20 protein-coding genes are annotated in these 18,738 nt (G+C 40.1%); all 20 read left to right on the plus strand.

Going from position 1 to position 18,738, the window contains the following annotated elements:
• Positions 1–8 precede the first annotated feature (8 nt).
• The 20 genes from LPB86_RS04660 to LPB86_RS04755 all read left to right on the plus strand — a co-directional run bounded on the left by LPB86_RS04660 (position 9) and on the right by LPB86_RS04755 (position 18,725).
• A complete protein-coding gene (locus tag LPB86_RS04660) occupies positions 9–545 on the plus strand; it encodes a biopolymer transporter ExbD (protein ID WP_230641446.1) in 537 nt (178 codons plus the stop codon).
• Between the two features lie 26 nt (positions 546–571).
• Positions 572–1,393: an energy transducer TonB gene (locus tag LPB86_RS04665; RefSeq protein WP_230641448.1), complete on the plus strand. Its 822-nt coding sequence runs from the start codon at positions 572–574 to the stop codon at positions 1,391–1,393.
• Between the two features lie 237 nt (positions 1,394–1,630).
• Positions 1,631–2,536 carry a PstS family phosphate ABC transporter substrate-binding protein gene (locus LPB86_RS04670; RefSeq protein WP_230641450.1) on the plus strand — a complete coding sequence of 302 codons (906 nt, stop codon included), beginning with the start codon at positions 1,631–1,633 and terminating at the stop codon, positions 2,534–2,536.
• 282 nt (positions 2,537–2,818) lie between these two features.
• On the plus strand, positions 2,819–4,537 hold the full coding sequence (locus LPB86_RS04675; protein WP_230641452.1) for a hypothetical protein: 1,719 nt from the start codon (positions 2,819–2,821) through the stop codon (positions 4,535–4,537).
• Between the two features lie 77 nt (positions 4,538–4,614).
• Positions 4,615–4,986 carry an NADH-quinone oxidoreductase subunit A gene (locus LPB86_RS04680; RefSeq protein WP_230641454.1) on the plus strand — a complete coding sequence of 124 codons (372 nt, stop codon included), beginning with the start codon at positions 4,615–4,617 and terminating at the stop codon, positions 4,984–4,986.
• Between the two features lie 106 nt (positions 4,987–5,092).
• A complete protein-coding gene (locus LPB86_RS04685) occupies positions 5,093–5,635 on the plus strand; it encodes an NADH-quinone oxidoreductase subunit B (RefSeq protein ID WP_230641456.1) in 543 nt (180 codons plus the stop codon).
• Entirely contained in the window at positions 5,635–6,138 is a 504-nt protein-coding gene (locus tag LPB86_RS04690) for an NADH-quinone oxidoreductase subunit C (protein ID WP_230641458.1), read from the plus strand. The genes LPB86_RS04685 and LPB86_RS04690 overlap by 1 nt, the downstream gene beginning before the upstream one ends.
• 4 nt (positions 6,139–6,142) lie before the next feature.
• The gene (locus tag LPB86_RS04695) at positions 6,143–7,354 is read left to right on the plus strand and encodes an NADH-quinone oxidoreductase subunit D (RefSeq protein ID WP_230641460.1); all 1,212 of its coding nucleotides are present in this window, start codon (positions 6,143–6,145) and stop codon (positions 7,352–7,354) included.
• Positions 7,347–7,859, plus strand: a complete 513-nt coding sequence (gene nuoE / locus LPB86_RS04700; protein WP_230641462.1) for an NAD(P)H-dependent oxidoreductase subunit E — start codon at positions 7,347–7,349, stop codon at positions 7,857–7,859. Before LPB86_RS04695 ends, nuoE begins: the two co-directional genes overlap by 8 nt.
• The gene (nuoF, locus tag LPB86_RS04705; RefSeq protein ID WP_230641464.1) at positions 7,859–9,223 is read left to right on the plus strand and encodes an NADH-quinone oxidoreductase subunit NuoF; all 1,365 of its coding nucleotides are present in this window, start codon (positions 7,859–7,861) and stop codon (positions 9,221–9,223) included. Before nuoE ends, nuoF begins: the two co-directional genes overlap by 1 nt.
• A 17-nt stretch (positions 9,224–9,240) precedes the next feature.
• Positions 9,241–10,245, plus strand: a complete 1,005-nt coding sequence (locus LPB86_RS04710) for a 2Fe-2S iron-sulfur cluster-binding protein (RefSeq protein ID WP_230641466.1) — start codon at positions 9,241–9,243, stop codon at positions 10,243–10,245.
• Positions 10,245–11,282: an NADH-quinone oxidoreductase subunit NuoH gene (gene nuoH, locus LPB86_RS04715; RefSeq protein ID WP_230641468.1), complete on the plus strand. Its 1,038-nt coding sequence runs from the start codon at positions 10,245–10,247 to the stop codon at positions 11,280–11,282. The genes LPB86_RS04710 and nuoH overlap by 1 nt, the downstream gene beginning before the upstream one ends.
• Entirely contained in the window at positions 11,282–11,782 is a 501-nt protein-coding gene (locus tag LPB86_RS04720) for an NADH-quinone oxidoreductase subunit I (RefSeq protein WP_230641470.1), read from the plus strand. The genes nuoH and LPB86_RS04720 overlap by 1 nt, the downstream gene beginning before the upstream one ends.
• 64 nt (positions 11,783–11,846) lie before the next feature.
• On the plus strand, positions 11,847–12,344 hold the full coding sequence (locus LPB86_RS04725) for an NADH-quinone oxidoreductase subunit J (RefSeq protein ID WP_230641472.1): 498 nt from the start codon (positions 11,847–11,849) through the stop codon (positions 12,342–12,344).
• Complete coding sequence (gene nuoK / locus LPB86_RS04730) at positions 12,344–12,673, plus strand: NADH-quinone oxidoreductase subunit NuoK (RefSeq protein ID WP_230641474.1); 330 nt, start codon at positions 12,344–12,346, stop codon at positions 12,671–12,673. The genes LPB86_RS04725 and nuoK overlap by 1 nt, the downstream gene beginning before the upstream one ends.
• Positions 12,674–12,698: 25 nt before the next feature.
• Positions 12,699–14,591 (plus strand): NADH-quinone oxidoreductase subunit L, encoded by a 1,893-nt coding sequence (gene nuoL / locus LPB86_RS04735; RefSeq protein WP_230644292.1) that lies wholly within the window; start codon positions 12,699–12,701, stop codon positions 14,589–14,591.
• 21 nt (positions 14,592–14,612) lie between these two features.
• Positions 14,613–16,079: a NuoM family protein gene (locus LPB86_RS04740; protein ID WP_230641476.1), complete on the plus strand. Its 1,467-nt coding sequence runs from the start codon at positions 14,613–14,615 to the stop codon at positions 16,077–16,079.
• Positions 16,080–16,083: 4 nt separating this feature from the next.
• Positions 16,084–17,457 carry an NADH-quinone oxidoreductase subunit N gene (locus LPB86_RS04745; RefSeq protein WP_230641478.1) on the plus strand — a complete coding sequence of 458 codons (1,374 nt, stop codon included), beginning with the start codon at positions 16,084–16,086 and terminating at the stop codon, positions 17,455–17,457.
• Positions 17,458–17,503: 46 nt separating this feature from the next.
• Positions 17,504–18,172, plus strand: coding sequence for a DedA family protein (locus LPB86_RS04750; RefSeq protein ID WP_230641480.1), 669 nt, complete (start codon positions 17,504–17,506; stop codon positions 18,170–18,172).
• A gap of 1 nt (position 18,173) precedes the next feature.
• Positions 18,174–18,725 carry an inorganic diphosphatase gene (locus LPB86_RS04755; protein WP_230641482.1) on the plus strand — a complete coding sequence of 184 codons (552 nt, stop codon included), beginning with the start codon at positions 18,174–18,176 and terminating at the stop codon, positions 18,723–18,725.
• Positions 18,726–18,738 lie beyond the last annotated feature (13 nt).

Genomic DNA, 18,738 nt, shown 5'->3' on the forward strand with positions numbered 1-18,738 from the left:
AACAAACTATGGCAGAATTAGATACCTCCGGCGGGGGCAAAAAAGGCGGTGGTAAGGTAAGGACCAAGAAAGCAAATACGAAAGTAGATTTAACCGCGATGGTGGATTTGGCTTTCTTGCTGATTACGTTCTTTATGTTAACTACATCGCTTTCGAAGCCCATAGCTATGGACATTGCCAAGCCGGATAAAGATGAAAAGAATGAACAAAGGTTAGAACTTCGTGCATCTCAAACCATGACCATCCTGCTTGGAAAGAATGATAAAGTAGCCTGGTATATGGGTGAAGCTGGAAAAAGCCAGCCTAATATCGAGAACTTTAGTCAGATCAGAGCATCCATCATGAAGAACAAAAAGGACGTGCTTGCTAAAAGTGGTAAATCAATCGTTGTGGTGATTAAACCAACTTCAGCTTCAAAGTACAAAAACTTTGTTGACATCATGGATGAATTAAACATTGCGCAAATTAAATCTGCTCCGGCAATCGATGATGAATACATCCTGGATTCGGAAAAAGATTTTATGAGACAGCAAGGAATTTTATAATAATGTTAACATCTAAATATTAAGCAATGTTAGGTTCAAAAATAGATTTATTTGGGAAGGAATGGCTTGATGTTGTTTTTGAAAAGAAAAATAAGGGCTATGGCGCTTACGAGCTTCGCCGTCAAAATTCATCAAATACAACCAAAGCTATGCTTTTGGCAGGAACGGTATTTATACTTGCGTTTCTGACTCCAAAGATCCTAAGCCTGATCGAAGGAGCAGTTCCCGAAGATGAAATCGTTAAACAGGTAGAGGTAACGGTACAACCGCCGCCGCCTGTAAACCCGGAGACTCCGCCACCACCACCGGTAGAGCCACCGCCGCCAAAGCAGGATCAGGTGAAATTTCCACCTCCTATCGTGAAGCCAGATGAGCTGGTACGTGACGAGGAGCCTCCTCAGATTGAGGATTTAAAGAAAGCAGACCCTGGACAAAAAACAATTGCCGGTGATCCGGATGCGGACATCGTAATTGCAGGACCTGTAGGTGATGGTCCTAAACAGGCTGCGGTAGTAGAGGATACTAAAGTATATGATTTCGTAAGTATTGAAACTCAACCTGGTTTCCCGGGCGGTATGGACAAGTTCTATAAATACTTGCAGAAAGCTGTAAGATATCCTCCTATGGCACAGGAAAACAACATTCAAGGTAAAGTATTTTTATCTTTTGTGGTTGAGAAAAATGGTGAATTAACAGACATCAAAGTTGACCGTAAATTGGGCGGTGGTACGGATGAGGAAGCTGTTCGGGTATTAAAGGCTAGTCCGCGCTGGACTCCTGGTATTCAGAATGGTAAACCGGTTCGTGTTAAGTACAACATCCCGATTAGTTTTACTTTATCTCAATAGAAATAAAAAATGTTTGACTTCAATACATTTATGCAGAAATCGCCTCAACAGCGATTTCTGTTCATTTTAGGGCTTGTTTTCTTTTTAGTTTACCTGTTTTTAGGATTGTATCTGATCTTCTGGAAAGACATTCCATTTAACATTTCGCCGGTTTACCGGATCGCTTTTGGTGCATTACTTATTGTCTACTCCATTATCAGGTTTTTTCGCTTAATCTCAACAAAAGAAAATTAAGGCATGAAGAATATTGGTTTTTTACTTTTGCTTGTTCTGCTGATTTCTTGTAGAAATGGTGCGAAAGAAGGTACTGAAGAGGAAGTTTCCCGTACATCGGGAAAGGTTACCTTGCTGGTTGACGAATCTTACGTTGGTATTATAAATAAAGAAATAGAAGTTTTTAAATCGGATTATCCGAATGCTGAATTTAAAATTATTCCTGGTAACGAAAGCAAAATGCTGCCAACCTTCCTGAACGATAGCGTGAGAACGATGGTTTTATCAAGGCCACTTAGTGCAGAGGAAGAGAAACCCTATCAAAAAAAGGGCATCCGGGTTTATACCTCCAGATTTGCCATTGACGGAATTGCTTTGATTACCCATAAAGATAATAGCGACTCTACCATAACTGCAGAAGAAGTAATTGGCATTATGCAGGGAAATGGAGCAGGAAAGAACCTTGTGTTTAATAATCCTTATTCAAGCACGATCAGGTATTTTAAAGAGTTGGCAAAAGTTAAAGAATTGCCTGCCAAGGGTGTTTATACTTTACAGACCAATGACGATGTTATCAAATATGTTGCAGAAAATAAAAACTTTATTGGCGTATTAGGCGTAAATTGGATTATGGAAAATGAGGAGACGATGGCTTCCTCACTGGCCGCTGTGAAATTAATAGGGGTTAAGAATATAAAAGGGAAAAAAGGAGGGGATGCTTATTATAAACCGACCCAGGCAAATCTGATTAGTGGCATTTATCCTTTTTTGAGGAATATATGTATTATTAATGCGGAGGGTAAAGATGGCTTGGCTACGGGTTTTGCAAACTGGTTATTGAGCCCCCGGGGACAATTAATCGTTTTAAAGTCTGCATTTGGTCCAAATCAAATCATCTCAAGGGAATTTAACCTGAAAAGTACAAAGTAAATTATATATTTGGAGCCCAGCCTTTGAAATTAACCTGAAATGGGTAACTTCATGGCCTGCTAAAATGAACAATTAAGAAGAAAACCTGAGAAGTTAGCTTCATAACAACTAAATAAAAATAGACGAACTATGAAACCTGCGAAGCAAGCTTCATAACAACTAAATAAAAATAGACGAACCATGAAACCTGCGAAGCAAGCTTCATAACAACTAAATAAAAATAGACGAACCATGAAACCTGCGAAGCAAGCTTCATAACAACTAAATAAAAATAGACGAACCATGAAAATGACAAAGAAAGCAATAACCCTAAGTTTGGGTTTAGTAGTGATGGGTTCTGCCTCTTTTGCTCAGAATTTAAGTGATGCAAAGAAGGCCATAGATGCCGAACAGTACCAAAAAGCGACCACCATGTTAAAAGCATTGGTGAATTCTCAATCTAGTAAAGGCGAGAATTATTATAGTTTAGGCGAGGTTTACTTGCGTGAAGATTACATCGATTCAGCGCGTGCTGTATTTACAAAAGGTGTAGCTGCTGATCCTAAAAATTCATTGAATTACATTGGTCTTGGCGAAGCAGATTTGCTATCTAATAATGCGGCATCTGCGAATACTAATTTTGCTAAAGCGGTAGAAGTAGCTTCTAAAAAAGACTGGATTCCACAATTATATATTGGAAAGGCGTATTTAGCTGCAGAAAAACCGGATTTTGCTGCTGCATTACCATACCTGCAAAAAGCAGAAGAATTAGATGCAAGTGATAAAGATGCAGAAACTTTTGTAGCTATGGGCGACTATTATGCTGCACAGAAAAAGAACTCTGAAGCTTTACAGAACTATATGCGCGCATTAAACATTGATGGAACGCTTTTGAGGGCTATAGTACAAATTGGCCGGATGTATAAGGAGTCAAGGGCATTCCCTGAATCTGAAGAGCGTCTAAAAGAAGCCATTGCTGGCGATGTGAATTATGGTCCTGCTTACCGCGAGCTTGCAGAGCTGTATATGCAGTGGGCAAACTTTGAGCCTGCAAATTTTGATGCTAAAGCTGCACTTGCATTAGAGAACTACAAAAAATACCTTGATTTAACTGACAAATCATTTGATTCAAGGTTGCGTTATGCGCAGTTCTTGTTCTATGCCCGCGATTTTAAAACTTTGGAAACTGAAGCTTCATCATTGTCTACAGTTAGCCCTAACGACCCTAAAAGCTTAGTGGTATCAAGGATGCGTGGTTACTCTGCTTTTGAGAATAAAAACTATCCTCAGGCTTTGCAATACATGAATGACTTTTTTGCTAAAACAAAAGATACCACGCGTATTATCGCCTCTGACTATTTATATTTAGGTAAAGCACAAGCTTTGACCGGTAACGATAGCCTTGGCGTTAAAAACTTAGTTAAAGCCGTTCAAATGGACTCTACTCAAGTTGAGGCATTGGCTGAAGTTGCAAAATCTTTTTATGATGCTAAGAATTATAAAAAAGCAATGTCTACTTATGAATTGGTTAACCGTTTAAATCCGAATGGTAAAGGTTCTTTGTATAACTTCTTTTACCATGGATTGGCTTCGTATTTCTACTATGCAGCTGGATACAGTGCAAAAACAAATCCTTCTAAAGATATCCTGGTTAGAGCCGACTCATCTTTCGCAACATTAGCGAAATTGTCGCCAACTACCTATGATGCTTATTTGTGGAGAGGACGTGTAAATAACTTGTTGGATAGCGATACGGATCCTAAAGGATTAAAATTGCCGTATTATCAACAATATGTAGATTCATTGGAAAAACATGTTGACAAACAAACCCCTGCTGCTAAAAAAGGAATGTTAGAATCTTACAATCAGATTGCTGGTTTTGCATCTTACAAAGCAGATAAGGAAAAAGCTAAATTATATTGGGACAAGGCATTGGCATTAGATCCTCAAAATGCAACTGCTCAGGAAGGAATAAAATCACTTTCTGCACCGGCACCAAAGGTTGCGCCTAAGAAAAAATAGTGTTTATTGATTATAAATAGAAAAGGCAGGGTTGTTATCCTGCCTTTTTCTGTTATTTTTGCAGCATATTCAATGTTATGGAAACACAAAGCGTACCAGTAGATTTTTTACCTATTATATTTCAGATCATTGTGGCTCTGGGTTTTGTTGTGGTTACTTTGGTTGCTACACATTATTTAGGCCCTAAAAGAAAGACATCTGATAAGCTGTCTACTTTTGAGGCAGGGATCAAAGTAGTGGGAAATGCGCGTCAGCCTTTTTCAATAAAGTACTTTCTGGTGGCTATTCTATTTGTATTATTTGATGTTGAAGTAATCTTCATGTATCCATGGGCCGTTAATTTCAGAGAGTTTGGATGGCCGGGAATTATAGAGATGTTTATATTTATGGGCACGCTGTTATTGGGCTTTATTTATATCCTGAAAAAGAAAGCTTTAGACTGGGACTAATCAATTTAGATTGTTTCTAAATCCCTATCGCATAATTCATTTACTTTCAAAAATTGTAAATTTGTGGTTCATTCTTTAGTAGAATGGACCTTTTTTGTTTTAAATCATGAGTGACATCAACATTGTAGACGCGCCGCCAGGAATTGAGGGATCTGGCTTTTTCGCCACTTCTTTAGATAAAGTGATAGGTCTGGCACGTTCTCATTCTATGTGGCCCCTGCCATTTGCAACTTCATGTTGTGGGATTGAATTTATGGCTACCATGGGTTCTCATTATGACTTTGGACGTTTTGGTTCTGAGCGTTTAAGCTTTTCTCCACGTCAGGCGGATTTGCTGATGGTGATGGGTACGATTGCTAAGAAAATGAGCCCGGTTTTGAAGCAGGTTTACCTGCAGATGGCTGAGCCCCGCTGGGTAATGGCGGTTGGTGCCTGTGCTTCAAGTGGCGGTATATTTGATACCTATTCTGTATTGCAGGGTATAGATGAAATTATCCCTGTTGACGTATATGTGCCAGGTTGTCCTCCGCGACCAGAAGCTATTTTAGATGGCTTTGGTAAAATACAGGAACTTGTTAAAAACGAGTCTGGCAGAAGACGCGAGTCTGAGCAGTATAAAGAAATGTTGGCTTCATACGGAATATTATAATGGCAGAAGTGACTAATCATGATCTGACTGAATTACTAAGTGCCCGGTTTGGCGAAAAAATAACCAATGTACAGGAGCCTTACGGCTTGCTTACCATAGAAACAACTAAAGACGTAATCACGGAGGTGTTGAGGTTTTTAAAAGAAGATGGGCAGGCAAATTTTAACTTCCTTACAGATATTACTGCGGTTCACTATCCGGAGAAAAAACATGGTATTGCGGTGGTTTACCATTTGCATAGCATGGTAAAACGAATCCGCATCAGGGTTAAGGTATTTATAGACCAACATCAGCCTACCATACCAACAGCTACATCTTTATGGAAAGGTGCAAACTGGATGGAGCGGGAAACCTACGATCTGTTTGGGGTGAAATTTGAAGGTCACCCGGATTTGAGAAGAATACTGAACATGGACGACCTTGGTGTACACCCCATGTTGAAACAATATCCTTTGGAAGATCCAAACAGAGTTGATAAAAAAGACGAATACTTTGGTAGATAAGCATATGAACAATCAGCCGGTATATACAGATAACGATCCTCAGAGTGAGCTGGTAACCTTAAACTTAGGCCCAACACACCCTGCAACGCACGGGGTATTTCAGAATGTCATCCAACTGGATGGAGAGCGCATCGTAAGTGGTGTTTCTACCATTGGATATATCCACCGTGCATTTGAAAAGATAGCAGAACACCGCCCTTTCTACCAAATAACACCCTTAACAGACCGTTTAAACTACTGTTCCTCGCCCATAAATAATATGGGTTGGCACATGACGGTGGAAAAACTGTTGAACATTAAGATGCCTAAGCGCGTAGATTACCTTCGGGTAATTATTATGGAGCTGGCACGTATTTCTGACCATATTATCTGCAATACGATTATTGCGCAGGATACAGGTGCTACGACCACATTTTTGTACTTGTTTCAGTACAGAGAGCACATTTACGAGATTTACGAAGAGATTTGTGGTGCGCGCTTAACGACTAACATTGGTCGTATAGGTGGTTTTGAACGTGATTTTAATGACATTGCCTTCGCTAAGATTAATAAATTTCTGAAGGAGTTTCCTGTTGCACTGCGCGAATTTGAAAGTTTGCTGAACCGCAACCGGATTTTTATTGACCGTACTGCGGGCGTAGCTTGTGTAACGCCTGAAGATGCGCTTAGTTATGGATGGACCGGTCCGCTGTTGCGTGCTACTGGTGTAGACTATGATGTACGTGTAAGTGAGCCTTATGCTTCTTATGAAGATTTTGATTTTGAGGTTCCTGTAGGTACAAGCGGCGACATTTATGACCGTTACCTGGTTAGGAACGAAGAAATGTGGCAGAGTGTAAGCATTATTGAGCAGGCAATGGAGAAATTAAAACATGAACCTGCAGGAATTTTCCACGCTGATGTGCCTGAGTTTTATTTGCCGGCTAAAGAGGAAGTATACAATAATATGGAAGCATTGATCTATCACTTTAAAATTGTGATGGGCGAAATTGATGCGCCGAAAGCTGAAGTTTACCATGCTGTTGAAGGTGGAAATGGCGAGCTTGGTTTTTATTTAATTAATGATGGTGGCCGGACGCCTTACCGTTTGCACTTTAGACGGCCAAGTTTTATAAATTATCAAATGTTTGCTCCGATGAGTAAAGGCATGTTGTTATCTGATGCCATTATCAATATGAGTAGCATGAACATTATTGCAGGAGAATTAGATGCTTAAAGTAGAGGAACAACAACCTGTGGAATTTTCATCGGCTTTACTTGAAAAGTTTGATGAACTGGTTAAGAGATACCCTGAGGGAAAACAGAAATCGGCATTGTTGCCTGTATTGCACGAAACCCAGGCTGAGTTGGGCTGGTTGAGCCCTGCGGCAATGGACAAAGTTGCAGCTTACCTGGATATCCTTCCTATAGAAGTTTACGAAGTGGCTTCTTTTTATACCATGTACTTTTTAAAACCACAGGGTAAATATATGCTTGAGGTATGCCGTACCGGGCCATGTTGCCTGGTGGGTGCCGAAAAGTTAATGGGACATATCGAAAAAACGCTTGGTGTTAAAGAAGGTGAAGTAACGGCAGATGGTTTATTTAGCTGGAGAGGGGTGGAATGCCTTGCTGCATGTGGTTTTGGCCCGGTTTTGCAAATTGGCCCGGAATACACATTTTACGAGAACCTTGACGAGCAGAAGGTAGATAAATTGATAGAAGACTTACGCAATAAATAATGGGACGTAAACTATTATTAGAACATATTAACGTACCAGGCATAAATACACTGGAGGTTTATCGCCAAAAAGGTGGCTACCGGTCTGTAGAAAAGGCTTTGAAAATGACTCCGGAAGAAATTGTGGAGGAAGTTAAGAAGTCTGGATTACGTGGAAGAGGTGGTGCTGGTTTCCCTACAGGAATGAAGTGGAGCTTTTTAGCTAAACCTGAAGGTGTACCTCGTTACCTGGTTTGTAATGCTGATGAATCCGAGCCCGGAACTTTTAAAGACCGGTACTTAATGACCTATATTCCTCATGCTTTAATTGAGGGGATGATTGTATCTAGTTTTGCACTGGGTGCGAAGACATCATACATTTACGTTCGTGGTGAAATGATGCCACAAATCCGCATTTTAGAAAGAGCAATAGCAGAAGCTAAAAACGCAGGGTTTTTGGGCAAAAATATATTGGGTACAGGTTATGACCTGGAATTGTACGTTCAGCCTGGAGGCGGGGCTTACATTTGTGGTGAAGAAACCGCCCTGTTGGAATCATTGGAAGGCAAAAGGGGTAACCCAAGGATTAAACCGCCATTTCCTGCAATTGCAGGTTTGTATGGCTGCCCTACAGTGGTAAACAATGTTGAATCTATTGCTGCAGTTGTGCCTATTATTAACGATGGTGGCGATGAGTATGCAAAGATTGGAATTGGAAGAAGTACGGGTACAAAATTGATCTCTGCATCTGGTAATTTAGTTAGACCTGGTGTGTATGAAATTGAGTTGGGCTTACCGGTGGAAGAGTTTATCTATTCTGATGAATATTGTGGCGGTATCGCAAATGGAAAGCGACTGAAGGCAACTGTTGCCGGCGGTTCTTCTGTGCCTGTTCTTCCAGCTAACTTAACCTTGAAACTGGCCAATGGTGATCCGAGGTTAATGAGCTATGAATCTTTATCTGAAGGAGGATTTGCTACTGGAACGATGATGGGATCCGGTGGTTTTATTGCCTTTGATGAAGATCAGTGTATGGTAAGAAATACCTGGAATTTTTCACGTTTTTATCATCATGAGAGCTGTGGACAATGCTCCCCATGCCGGGAAGGTACTGGCTGGATGGAAAAGGTTTTACACAGACTTGAATACGGACACGGGAAAATGAGTGACATTGATTTGCTTGTTGACGTATCCAAAAAGATTGAGGGGAATACCATTTGTCCGCTGGGTGATGCCGCGGCATGGCCTGTTGCCAGTGCGATCAGACACTTCAGGGATGAATTTGAATGGCATGTAAAAGAGCCTTTAAAAAGCCTTGATACAAATTATGGTTTGGCTAATTATGCAGAACCTATTGCTAAAGCAGCAATTACTACAGAAAATTAACAAGAATATCATTAACAATGAGTGATAAAGTTAAGGTAACCATAGACGGGATAAGTGTTGAAGTAGCACCCGGTACGTCGATTCTAAATGCCGCGAGACAAATAGGTGGAGACATTGTGCCTCCTGCTATGTGCTATTATTCCAAACTGGAAGGTAGTGGTGGAAAGTGTCGTACCTGTATCGTAAAAGTGAGTAAAGGTTCTGAGAAGGACCCGAGGCCAATGCCTAAATTGGTTGCTTCTTGCCGTACCACCGTTATGGATGGCATGGAAGTGCAGAATATTACTTCACCGGAGGTTTTGGAAGCGAGAGCTGGTGTGGTAGAAATACTGCTCATTAACCACCCTCTGGACTGTCCGGTTTGTGACCAGGCGGGTGAATGCGATTTGCAAAACCTGGGTTATGAGCACGGTTTACAAAAAACAAGATATGAATTTGAACGCCGTACATTTGAACGGATAGACATAGGAGATAAGATTCAGCTGCACATGAACAGGTGCATTTTATGTTACCGTTGTGTATTTACTGCTGATCAGATTACGAATAAGCGCGTGCACGGGATCTTAAACCGTGGAGATCATTCGGAAATTTCTACCTATATCCAAACTGCTGTAGAGAATGATTTCTCTGGAAATGTGATTGACGTTTGCCCGGTTGGCGCATTAACTGATAAAACCTTCCGCTTTAAAAACAGGGTTTGGTTTACCAAGCCTATTGACGCGCACAGAGATTGCCCTACCTGCAGTGGTAAGGTAACTTTATGGTACAAGGGCGAAGACGTGTTAAGGGTTACGGCACGTAAAGATATTTATGGTGAGGTAGAGGAGTTTATCTGCAACACTTGTCGTTTTGACAAAAAGAAGACTGCTGACTGGATGATTGAACATCCTACACACATTAGTGATGCTTCTGTAATTGCATCAAACCACTACGAGACGATGAAGCCCCTGCCTGTAATTCAGGAAAATGAGCGTTTGAAATTGGCGAACAGGATTGAACTTGAAAAAACCAGTAAATTCTAATGGAAATAGCATTTGTTATAGAAAAGTTTGTTTTAGTTGCCATTATATTTGGGATTAGCCTGGTGATAGCCATGTATTCTACCTATGCGGAAAGAAAAGTGGCGGCATTTTTACAAGATAGGTTAGGGCCGGACCGCGCTGGTCCTTTTGGTATTTTGCAGCCGCTTGCTGATGGTTTGAAGATGTTCATGAAGGAAGAAATTGTTCCCACAAATTCAAGCAAATGGCTTTTTATGGTTGGGCCGGGCCTTGCCATGCTTACCGCCTGTATCGGTACTGCCGTGATTCCCTGGGGAAGCCCTATTGCTATTGGCGACAGGATTATTCCTTTGCAGGTTACTGACATCAATGTGGGTGTACTCTATATTTTTGGGGTGGTGTCTTTAGGCGTTTACGGTGTAATGATTGGTGGATGGGCTTCAAACAATAAATATTCATTATTGAGCGCTATTCGTGCGGCTTCGCAAAATATCAGTTATGAAATTGCCATGGGGCTTTCTGTAATTGCTTTATTGCTGGTTACGAACTCCATGAGCTTGAAGGAAATTGTGGAGCAGCAGCATGGATGGCACTGGAACGTATTGTACCAGCCACTTGGTTTTATCATTTTTATAGTTTGTTCATTTGCGGAAACCAATAGGGCACCTTTTGATTTACCGGAGTGTGAGACTGAGCTGATTGGTGGTTATCATACAGAGTATTCCTCTATGAAACTAGGTTTTTACCTGTTTGCTGAATACATCAATATGTTTGTCTCATCAGCAGTTATGGCAACTCTTTATTGGGGAGGTTACAATTATCCGGGTATGGATTGGGTACTTACCCAGGTTGGGCCTACTATAGCACCGGTAATTGGGGTAATTGTATTATTTGCTAAGATATTTGCATTCATCTTTTTCTTTATGTGGGTGCGCTGGACAATTCCACGTTTCCGCTACGATCAACTGATGCATTTGGGTTGGAAAATGCTGATTCCGCTGGCTATAGCAAATGTGATCATAACAGGTTTGGTAATTGCATATTTTGAGAAATTTTAATGGAACCACTAACCAATAAAAAGAAAGTATTAGCGCAGAAACCGCTAACGTTTGCAGAGCGCATGTACTTGCCTGCCATTGCAAAAGGTCTGACCATTACGATGAGCCACTTTTTTAAAAAGCAGGCCACCATCAGGTATCCGGAGGAAGAGCGTGAATTCTCTACTAACTTTAGGGGAATGCATTCCCTGAAGCGTGATGAGGAAGGAAGAGAAAGGTGTACTGCTTGTGGACTATGTGCCTTATCCTGCCCTGCTGAAGCGATTACCATGATTGCAGCGGAACGTAAACCTGAAGAGAAAGCAATTTACCGCGAGGAGAAATATGCGGCCGTTTACGAGATCAATATGTTACGCTGTATTTTTTGCGGACTATGCGAGGAGGCTTGCCCTAAAGAGGCAATTTATCTTGATGGACCAATTGTGCCAGCAGATTATTTACGTAAGGATTTTATTTACGGCAAGGATAAACTGGTGGAAGCGCCGTTAGAGCAAAAATAATGGCTTTGTTGCTTTGGGTGACGAGGTAAATGAATAGTTAATTAATAAATAAAACAAAATATAAATGGGTACATCGGTATTCTATTTGGTAGCAACGTTGAGCATCTTCTTTTCACTGATGGTTATTTTTTCAAAAAACCCGGTGCATAGTGTGTTGTATTTGATTATCACGTTTTTCACGTTTACAGTACACTACATTTTGCTGAACGCGCAATTTTTAGCAGTGGTTAACTTCATTGTTTACATGGGGGCCATCATGGTGCTCTTTCTGTTTGTGCTTATGCTACTGAACCTGAACAAAGAGAATGAGCCTTTAAAATCGGGATTGGTAAAGGTACTGGGTATTGTGGCAGGTTGCTGTTTACTTGTTACCCTTGTAGGTGCCTTAAAAGCAACTTCTATCTCAAGCCCGCTGATCTTAAAAAATCCAAACCTGGGTCTGGTTAAAAATTTAGGTAAGGAATTATTCGGGCCGTTTATGCTGCCCTTTGAACTGTCTTCTATTCTGTTGCTTACGGCAATGGTGGGCGCAGTATTGTTAACTAAAAAAGAGAAAGTATAATGAATACGCTAAGCCAGGAACTTCAGAGTGTACCGCTGGACCATTACATTTTGTTGAGTGCTATTATTTTTACAATTGGTGTAGTTGGGGTGCTTACCCGTAGAAATGCTATTGTGATATTTATGTCGGTAGAGCTGATGCTGAATGCCGTAAACTTGCTGTTGACAGCCTTTTCAGTGCACAATAACGATCCTTCGGGCCAGGTGTTTGTGTTTTTTATCATGGCCCTGGCTGCCGCTGAGGTTGCCGTAGGCTTGAGTATCATTGTGATGGTATTTAGAAATACCAACTCTACAGATGTTAATGTATTGAATCGCCTTAAGTGGTAATAAATAAGAATAGAATTATAAGATGATCATAGATTTAGTTTGGCTGGTTCCGTTAATCCCTCTTCTTGGCTTTGTAATTAATGGCCTTGGGAGAAATACATTGTCGAAAAGCGTTATCGGCTTTATAGGAAGCGGCGTCATATTCGTTTCGTTTGCCATAAGTGTTGCTATATTTTTTGAGTTGGGTGCTGATGCCAATAAATCACACGAGATCTTTTTGTTCGACTGGATTAGTGCTGGGGCATTACACATTCCGCTTGCTTTTCTTGCAGACCCGCTAAGCAGCATTATGCTGTTGATTATTACAGGTGTAGGTTTTCTGATCCACATTTATTCTATTGGATATATGCACGATGATGAGGGCTTCGGTAAGTTTTTTAGCTACCTGAACCTCTTTATCTTTTTCATGTTATTGCTGGTTTTAGGCTCTAACTACATCGTAATGTTTATTGGCTGGGAAGGTGTAGGTTTATGTTCTTACCTGTTAATCGGTTTCTGGTTTACAAATGCAAGTTATGCTTCAGCTGCTAAAAAAGCATTTGTAATGAACAGAATTGGGGACCTTGGGTTTTTGCTTGGTGTCTTTTTATTGTTTACGACCTTTGGTAGTGTAGAATTTAGTAAGATCTTTCCTCAGGCAGCTAACATGATGCCGGGAAACACCACAATTGCTTTAATTGCGCTGTTGTTATTTATTGGTGCCTGCGGTAAATCTGCACAGCTGCCATTATTTACCTGGTTGCCGGATGCGATGGCGGGACCAACACCGGTATCCGCATTGATCCATGCTGCTACCATGGTTACCGCTGGAATTTATATGATTGCGCGTTCTAATGTATTATTTGACCTGGCTCCAATGGTACAACATGTGATTGCCATTGTTGGATTGGCTACAGCAGTTGTAGGTGCGTTAATTGCCATTACGCAAACAGACATTAAAAAAGTACTTGCCTATTCTACCGTATCACAATTGGGTTATATGTTTTTGGGTTTAGGTGTGGGTGCTTATGATGGCGCTTTTTTCCATGTGATTACCCATGCGTTTTTTAAAGCGTTACTATTTCTTTGTGCGGGATCTGTAATCCATGCCTTGCACCACGAGCAGGATATGAGACATATGGGCGGATTGCGTAAAAAACTGCCTGTTACTTTTGCCACCATGTTAATCGGTACCCTTGCTATCTCAGGTATTCCTCCATTGTCGGGCTTCTTCTCTAAAGATGAAATTCTTGCACATGTTTATGAGCACAATCAGATCATGTGGGCGGTGGCCGTATTTACAGCATTTTTAACAGCTTTCTATATGTTCAGGATGTTGTTCCTTACTTTTTACGGTACTTATCGTGGAACACACCATGCAGAGGAAAAGATTCATGAATCGCCTAAAACATTGACAATTCCTTTAATTGTACTTGCTGTACTGTCAACTATCGGCGGTTTGATGGGGGTTCCTGAAGTATTAGGCGGAAATCACTGGTTATCACATTGGTTGTCGCCAGTTATTCATCATCATGCTGAAGCTGGTGATCATGCTACAGAATACATGCTGATGGCGGTTTCTGTAATTGGCGTGTTAATCTCCATAACATTTGCTTATGTAAAATACGGTAAGAACGGACATGTGCCGGTGGCAGATGAAGGGAAGCGTCCTGCATTGGCGAGCTGGTCTTATCATAAGTTTTATATTGATGAACTGTATGACTTCATCATCAGAAAACCCCTGGATGCATTTTCAACTTTCTTCTATAAAATTGTAGACCGCAAGATTATAGATGGCATTGTGAATGGTTTTGGGTGGAGTGCAACAGAAGCAAGTAAAGGATTGCGACTGGTACAGTCAGGAAATGTAGGTTTTTATATTTTCATGATGGTTGTGGGTATTGTCTCCTTGTTATTGTATACTTATTTATCTCTATAAAAGATCGTTCAGGAAAACATAATGGAACAACTTTTAATACTTCTTATACTTATACCACTGCTGGGAGCCTTGGTTACCGCATTTTCAGGAAATGGTGCAAAGCGCGTGGCGCTTGTAAACGCAATTGTTTCTTTGGTTCTTACCTTGGTTATGGCCTGTAGTTTTGTACCAGACGCAAGTACACAGTTTGTCTTTAATTACCCATGGATTGCTGATCTTGGGATTAGCTTTCATGGCGGGGTTGATGGCATTAGCATGGTTACCGTATTGTTAACCAATGTACTGATACCAATAATCATTTTAGCAAGTTACAAGCATGATTATAAAAACCCGGCGGCCTTTTTTGCGCTGATTTTATTTATGCAGGCTGGCCTTTTGGTGGTATTTACTGCAATGGATGCCTTTCTGTTTTACATTGGCTGGGAAGCGGCGTTAATCCCAATTTATTTTATTTGCGCCATTTGGGGCGGAAAAGACCGGATAAAAGTGAACATGAAGTTTTTTGTGTACACTATTGCGGGTTCTTTATTCATGTTAATGGGGATCATTTACCTGTACCTTCAAAATCCACAGCATAATTTTAGCATTGAAGCTTTTTATAATCTTAGTCTTGATGCTTATCAGCAAGGTTGGATTTTTTGGGCTTTCTTTATTGCCTTTGCCATTAAGATGCCGATTTTTCCATTTCATACCTGGCAGCCTGACACCTATACCGAGGCTCCTGCAGCAGGAACGATGTTGCTTTCTGGTATTATGCTTAAGATGGGTATTTACGGTGTTATCAGGTGGTTGCTTCCAATTGTGCCGCTTGGTGTTGAAGAATGGAAAGCAACAGTAATGATCTTATCTGTAATTGGTATTGTATATGCCTCGCTAATTGCTTTTAAGCAAAAGAATGCGAAACGTTTGGTTGCTTATTCTTCCATTGCCCACGTTGGATTGATTGCTGCAGGTATTTTTGCCTTTAACACACAGGGATTACAGGGGGCAATGGTTCAAATGTTAAGTCACGGTATCAACGTTGTGGGTTTGTTTTTTGTGCTGGATATTATTTACAGCAGGTTACAAACCAATAAAATTGAAGAGTTGGGTGGTTTGGCAAAGGTTGCACCCAAACTTGCTATTACATTTTTAATTATTGTTTTGGGTACAGTGGCACTTCCGGGTACAAATGGATTTATTGGTGAATTTCTGTTGTTAATGGGGGTATACCAATATGGTATCTGGACCGTGATATTCGCCGGGCTAACCATTATTTTTGGTGCCGTTTATATGTTCAGGATGTATCAGGGCATTATGCTGGGGAAAACAAATGAACTTACAATAGGATTTAAAGATATTGAAGGCGTTGAAAAAGTAGTATTGTATACCATCTGCGCACTAATTATTATTTTGGGTGTGTATCCAAAGCCTGTTTTACACCTTTCTGAAGCCGCTATCCAGCATCTGATTGAACACATCAATTTAAAATTAACTCCGGTAAACTAAGCAAATGAATATTATCATCACAATTACGGTTACAGCTTTACTAGTACTTTACGCAGGGTTGTTTAACGCTAAAAAGGCATTATTGCCCCTTACATTAATTGGTTTGCTTACTTCGCTTGCATTTGTTTTTTGCTCATGGAACGCTGATGAATCTTTTTATGGAATGATGCGAATGGATAATTTTGCACTTGCATTTTCTGGTATCACGATATTAGGCTCTATATTTATATTTCTGCTTACCCAAAACTATTTTGCTAAAGACAGCGAGAATGTTGCTGAATACTTTACCCTTATTCTTTTTGCCCTGGCAGGAATTGTAATTATGGTTTCCTACACCAATATGGCCATGTTGTTTATAGGGATAGAGATTATGTCGGTAAGTTTATATATCCTGGCAGGTATCCGTAAAAATAATTTTGCTTCTAATGAAGCTTCTTTAAAGTACTTTTTGATGGGTGCTTTTTCTACCGGATTTTTACTGTTTGGTATTGCGTTGATTTACGGCGCTACTGGTTCATTTAGTCTTCCGGTAATTAGTGAGTACCTGCTTGCAAACTACGCAACTGTTTCTCCCTTATTTTACCCTGGTTTAATTTTGATGATGATTGGAATGTGCTTTAAAATTGGTGCTGCCCCATTTCATTTCTGGACGCCGGATGTTTATGAGGGCGCTCCGAGTTTAATTACAGGCTTTATGTCTACCGTTGTAAAAACTGCAGGTTTTGCCGCTTTTTTACGCTTGTTTGCAGGTACATTTGCGCCATTGCATGATTTCTGGTTGCCGCCATTGATAGTTATTGTGTGCCTGACCTTACTGATTGGGAATGTGACCGCTTTGTTTCAGAAGAATTTTAAAAGAATGCTTGCTTATTCGAGTATCTCTCACGCAGGATATTTACTTTTCTCTTTAGTGACTTTGACTGCTCATTCTGCAAATAACGTGTTGGTTTATGCAGCAGCTTATACCTTTGCAAGTATTGCTGCATTTGCTGTATTAATTTTGGTTAAGCAAAAGACCGGTAGCGATACCTTTGAAAGTTTCAATGGTTTAGCAAAGAAAAACCCTTTTACTGCGTTTGTACTCACTATAGCCATGTTGTCGCTTTCCGGAATTCCTTTAACGGCGGGTTTTATGGGTAAATATCTGATGTTTTTGAATGTGATGAACGACTACCAGGTTTATTTGGTTGGGTTTGCCATTTTAAACGCACTGGTTGGTTTCTATTACTATTTTAGGGTAATTGTAGCGATGTACTTTAAAGATGGTCATGAAGTACTTCTGGATACGCCAATGCAATATAAAGTTGTGCTTGTATTGTCTCTGGTAATAACGGTCTTTTTAGGCGTGTACCCATCGGTAATTTTAAATTTGATATAATCCAATCTGTTTGATAATTATTTGTAGTTTTACGAATAATTGAATTATGCAAGATTTTTGGAATTCATTACAACACTTCATTGATCCTGAAAAGCTACTTAGAGAGGGTGGCTTTTATGTTGTGATGTTTGTGATTTTTGCTGAAACGGGCCTTTTTTTCGGATTCTTCCTGCCCGGGGATTATCTTCTTTTTCTGGCAGGTATGTTTGTGGCTACAGGAAAGCTTGATGTAAACATATTCATTTTAATTCTTGGCCTGTGTATTGCAGCGGTTTTAGGAAACTTTACAGGGTATTGGTTTGGGCGTAAAACAGGGCCCGTGCTGTACGATCGTAAGGACACTTTTTTTTTTAAGAAGCGATATTTGAAAGCAGCTGAGGCATATTATAATAAACAAGGTGCGTTTGCATTGATTATGGGTAGATTTGTACCGATAGTAAGGACTTTTGCCCCTATAATTGCCGGGGTGGTGAGGCTTGATTTCAAAAGGTTTGCTTTTTTTAACATTTCTGGCGCAATATTATGGATCACATCTTTAACTTTGCTGGGATATTTTTTAGGTAAACGCTTTGAAAAGGAAATAACGGATTATTTATTATATATAATTATTGGATTCATCACGATAACTACCATTCCTGTGCTATATGCCTTTTTGAAAAGAAGGGTTGTGGTTAAAACTGTTGAAAACGAAGAAATCAAAAACGATAAACAATAACATGAATCAAGAAGATCACCATCCGTGGCACAAAGTTTCTCCGGGTAAAACAATGCCGGAGTTTGTAAATGCAATTATAGAGATTCCAAAGGGATCTAAAGCGAAATACGAAATAGATAAGGATTCTAGTCTGATTAAACTTGACAGGGTTTTATTTTCATCTGTGATGTACCCTGCAAATTATGGTTTTATCCCTCAGACCTATTGTGATGACAATGATCCGTTGGATATTCTTGTTTTATGTTCTGTAGATGTTTACCCGATGACCATCATTGAAGCCAAAGTTATTGGTGTAATGCACATGGTTGACAACGGTGAGCAAGATGATAAAATTATTGCCGTAGCTAAGAACGACATGTCTGTAAATTACATCAATGATCTTGCAGATCTGCCTCCACATGCGATGAAAGAAATTGTAAAGTTTTTTCAGGATTACAAAGCGCTGGAAGAAAAACAAGTTACGATTGAACAGTTACTTGGAAAACGTTACGCATATAAAGTAATTGAAGAAAGTATAGAATTATATAATACTACTTTTAGAAACAACGCTTAATGATCGCTCACTC

It is taken from the genome of Pedobacter sp. MC2016-14, from assembly GCF_020991475.1.
Classification (GTDB): Bacteria; Bacteroidota; Bacteroidia; order Sphingobacteriales; family Sphingobacteriaceae; genus Pedobacter.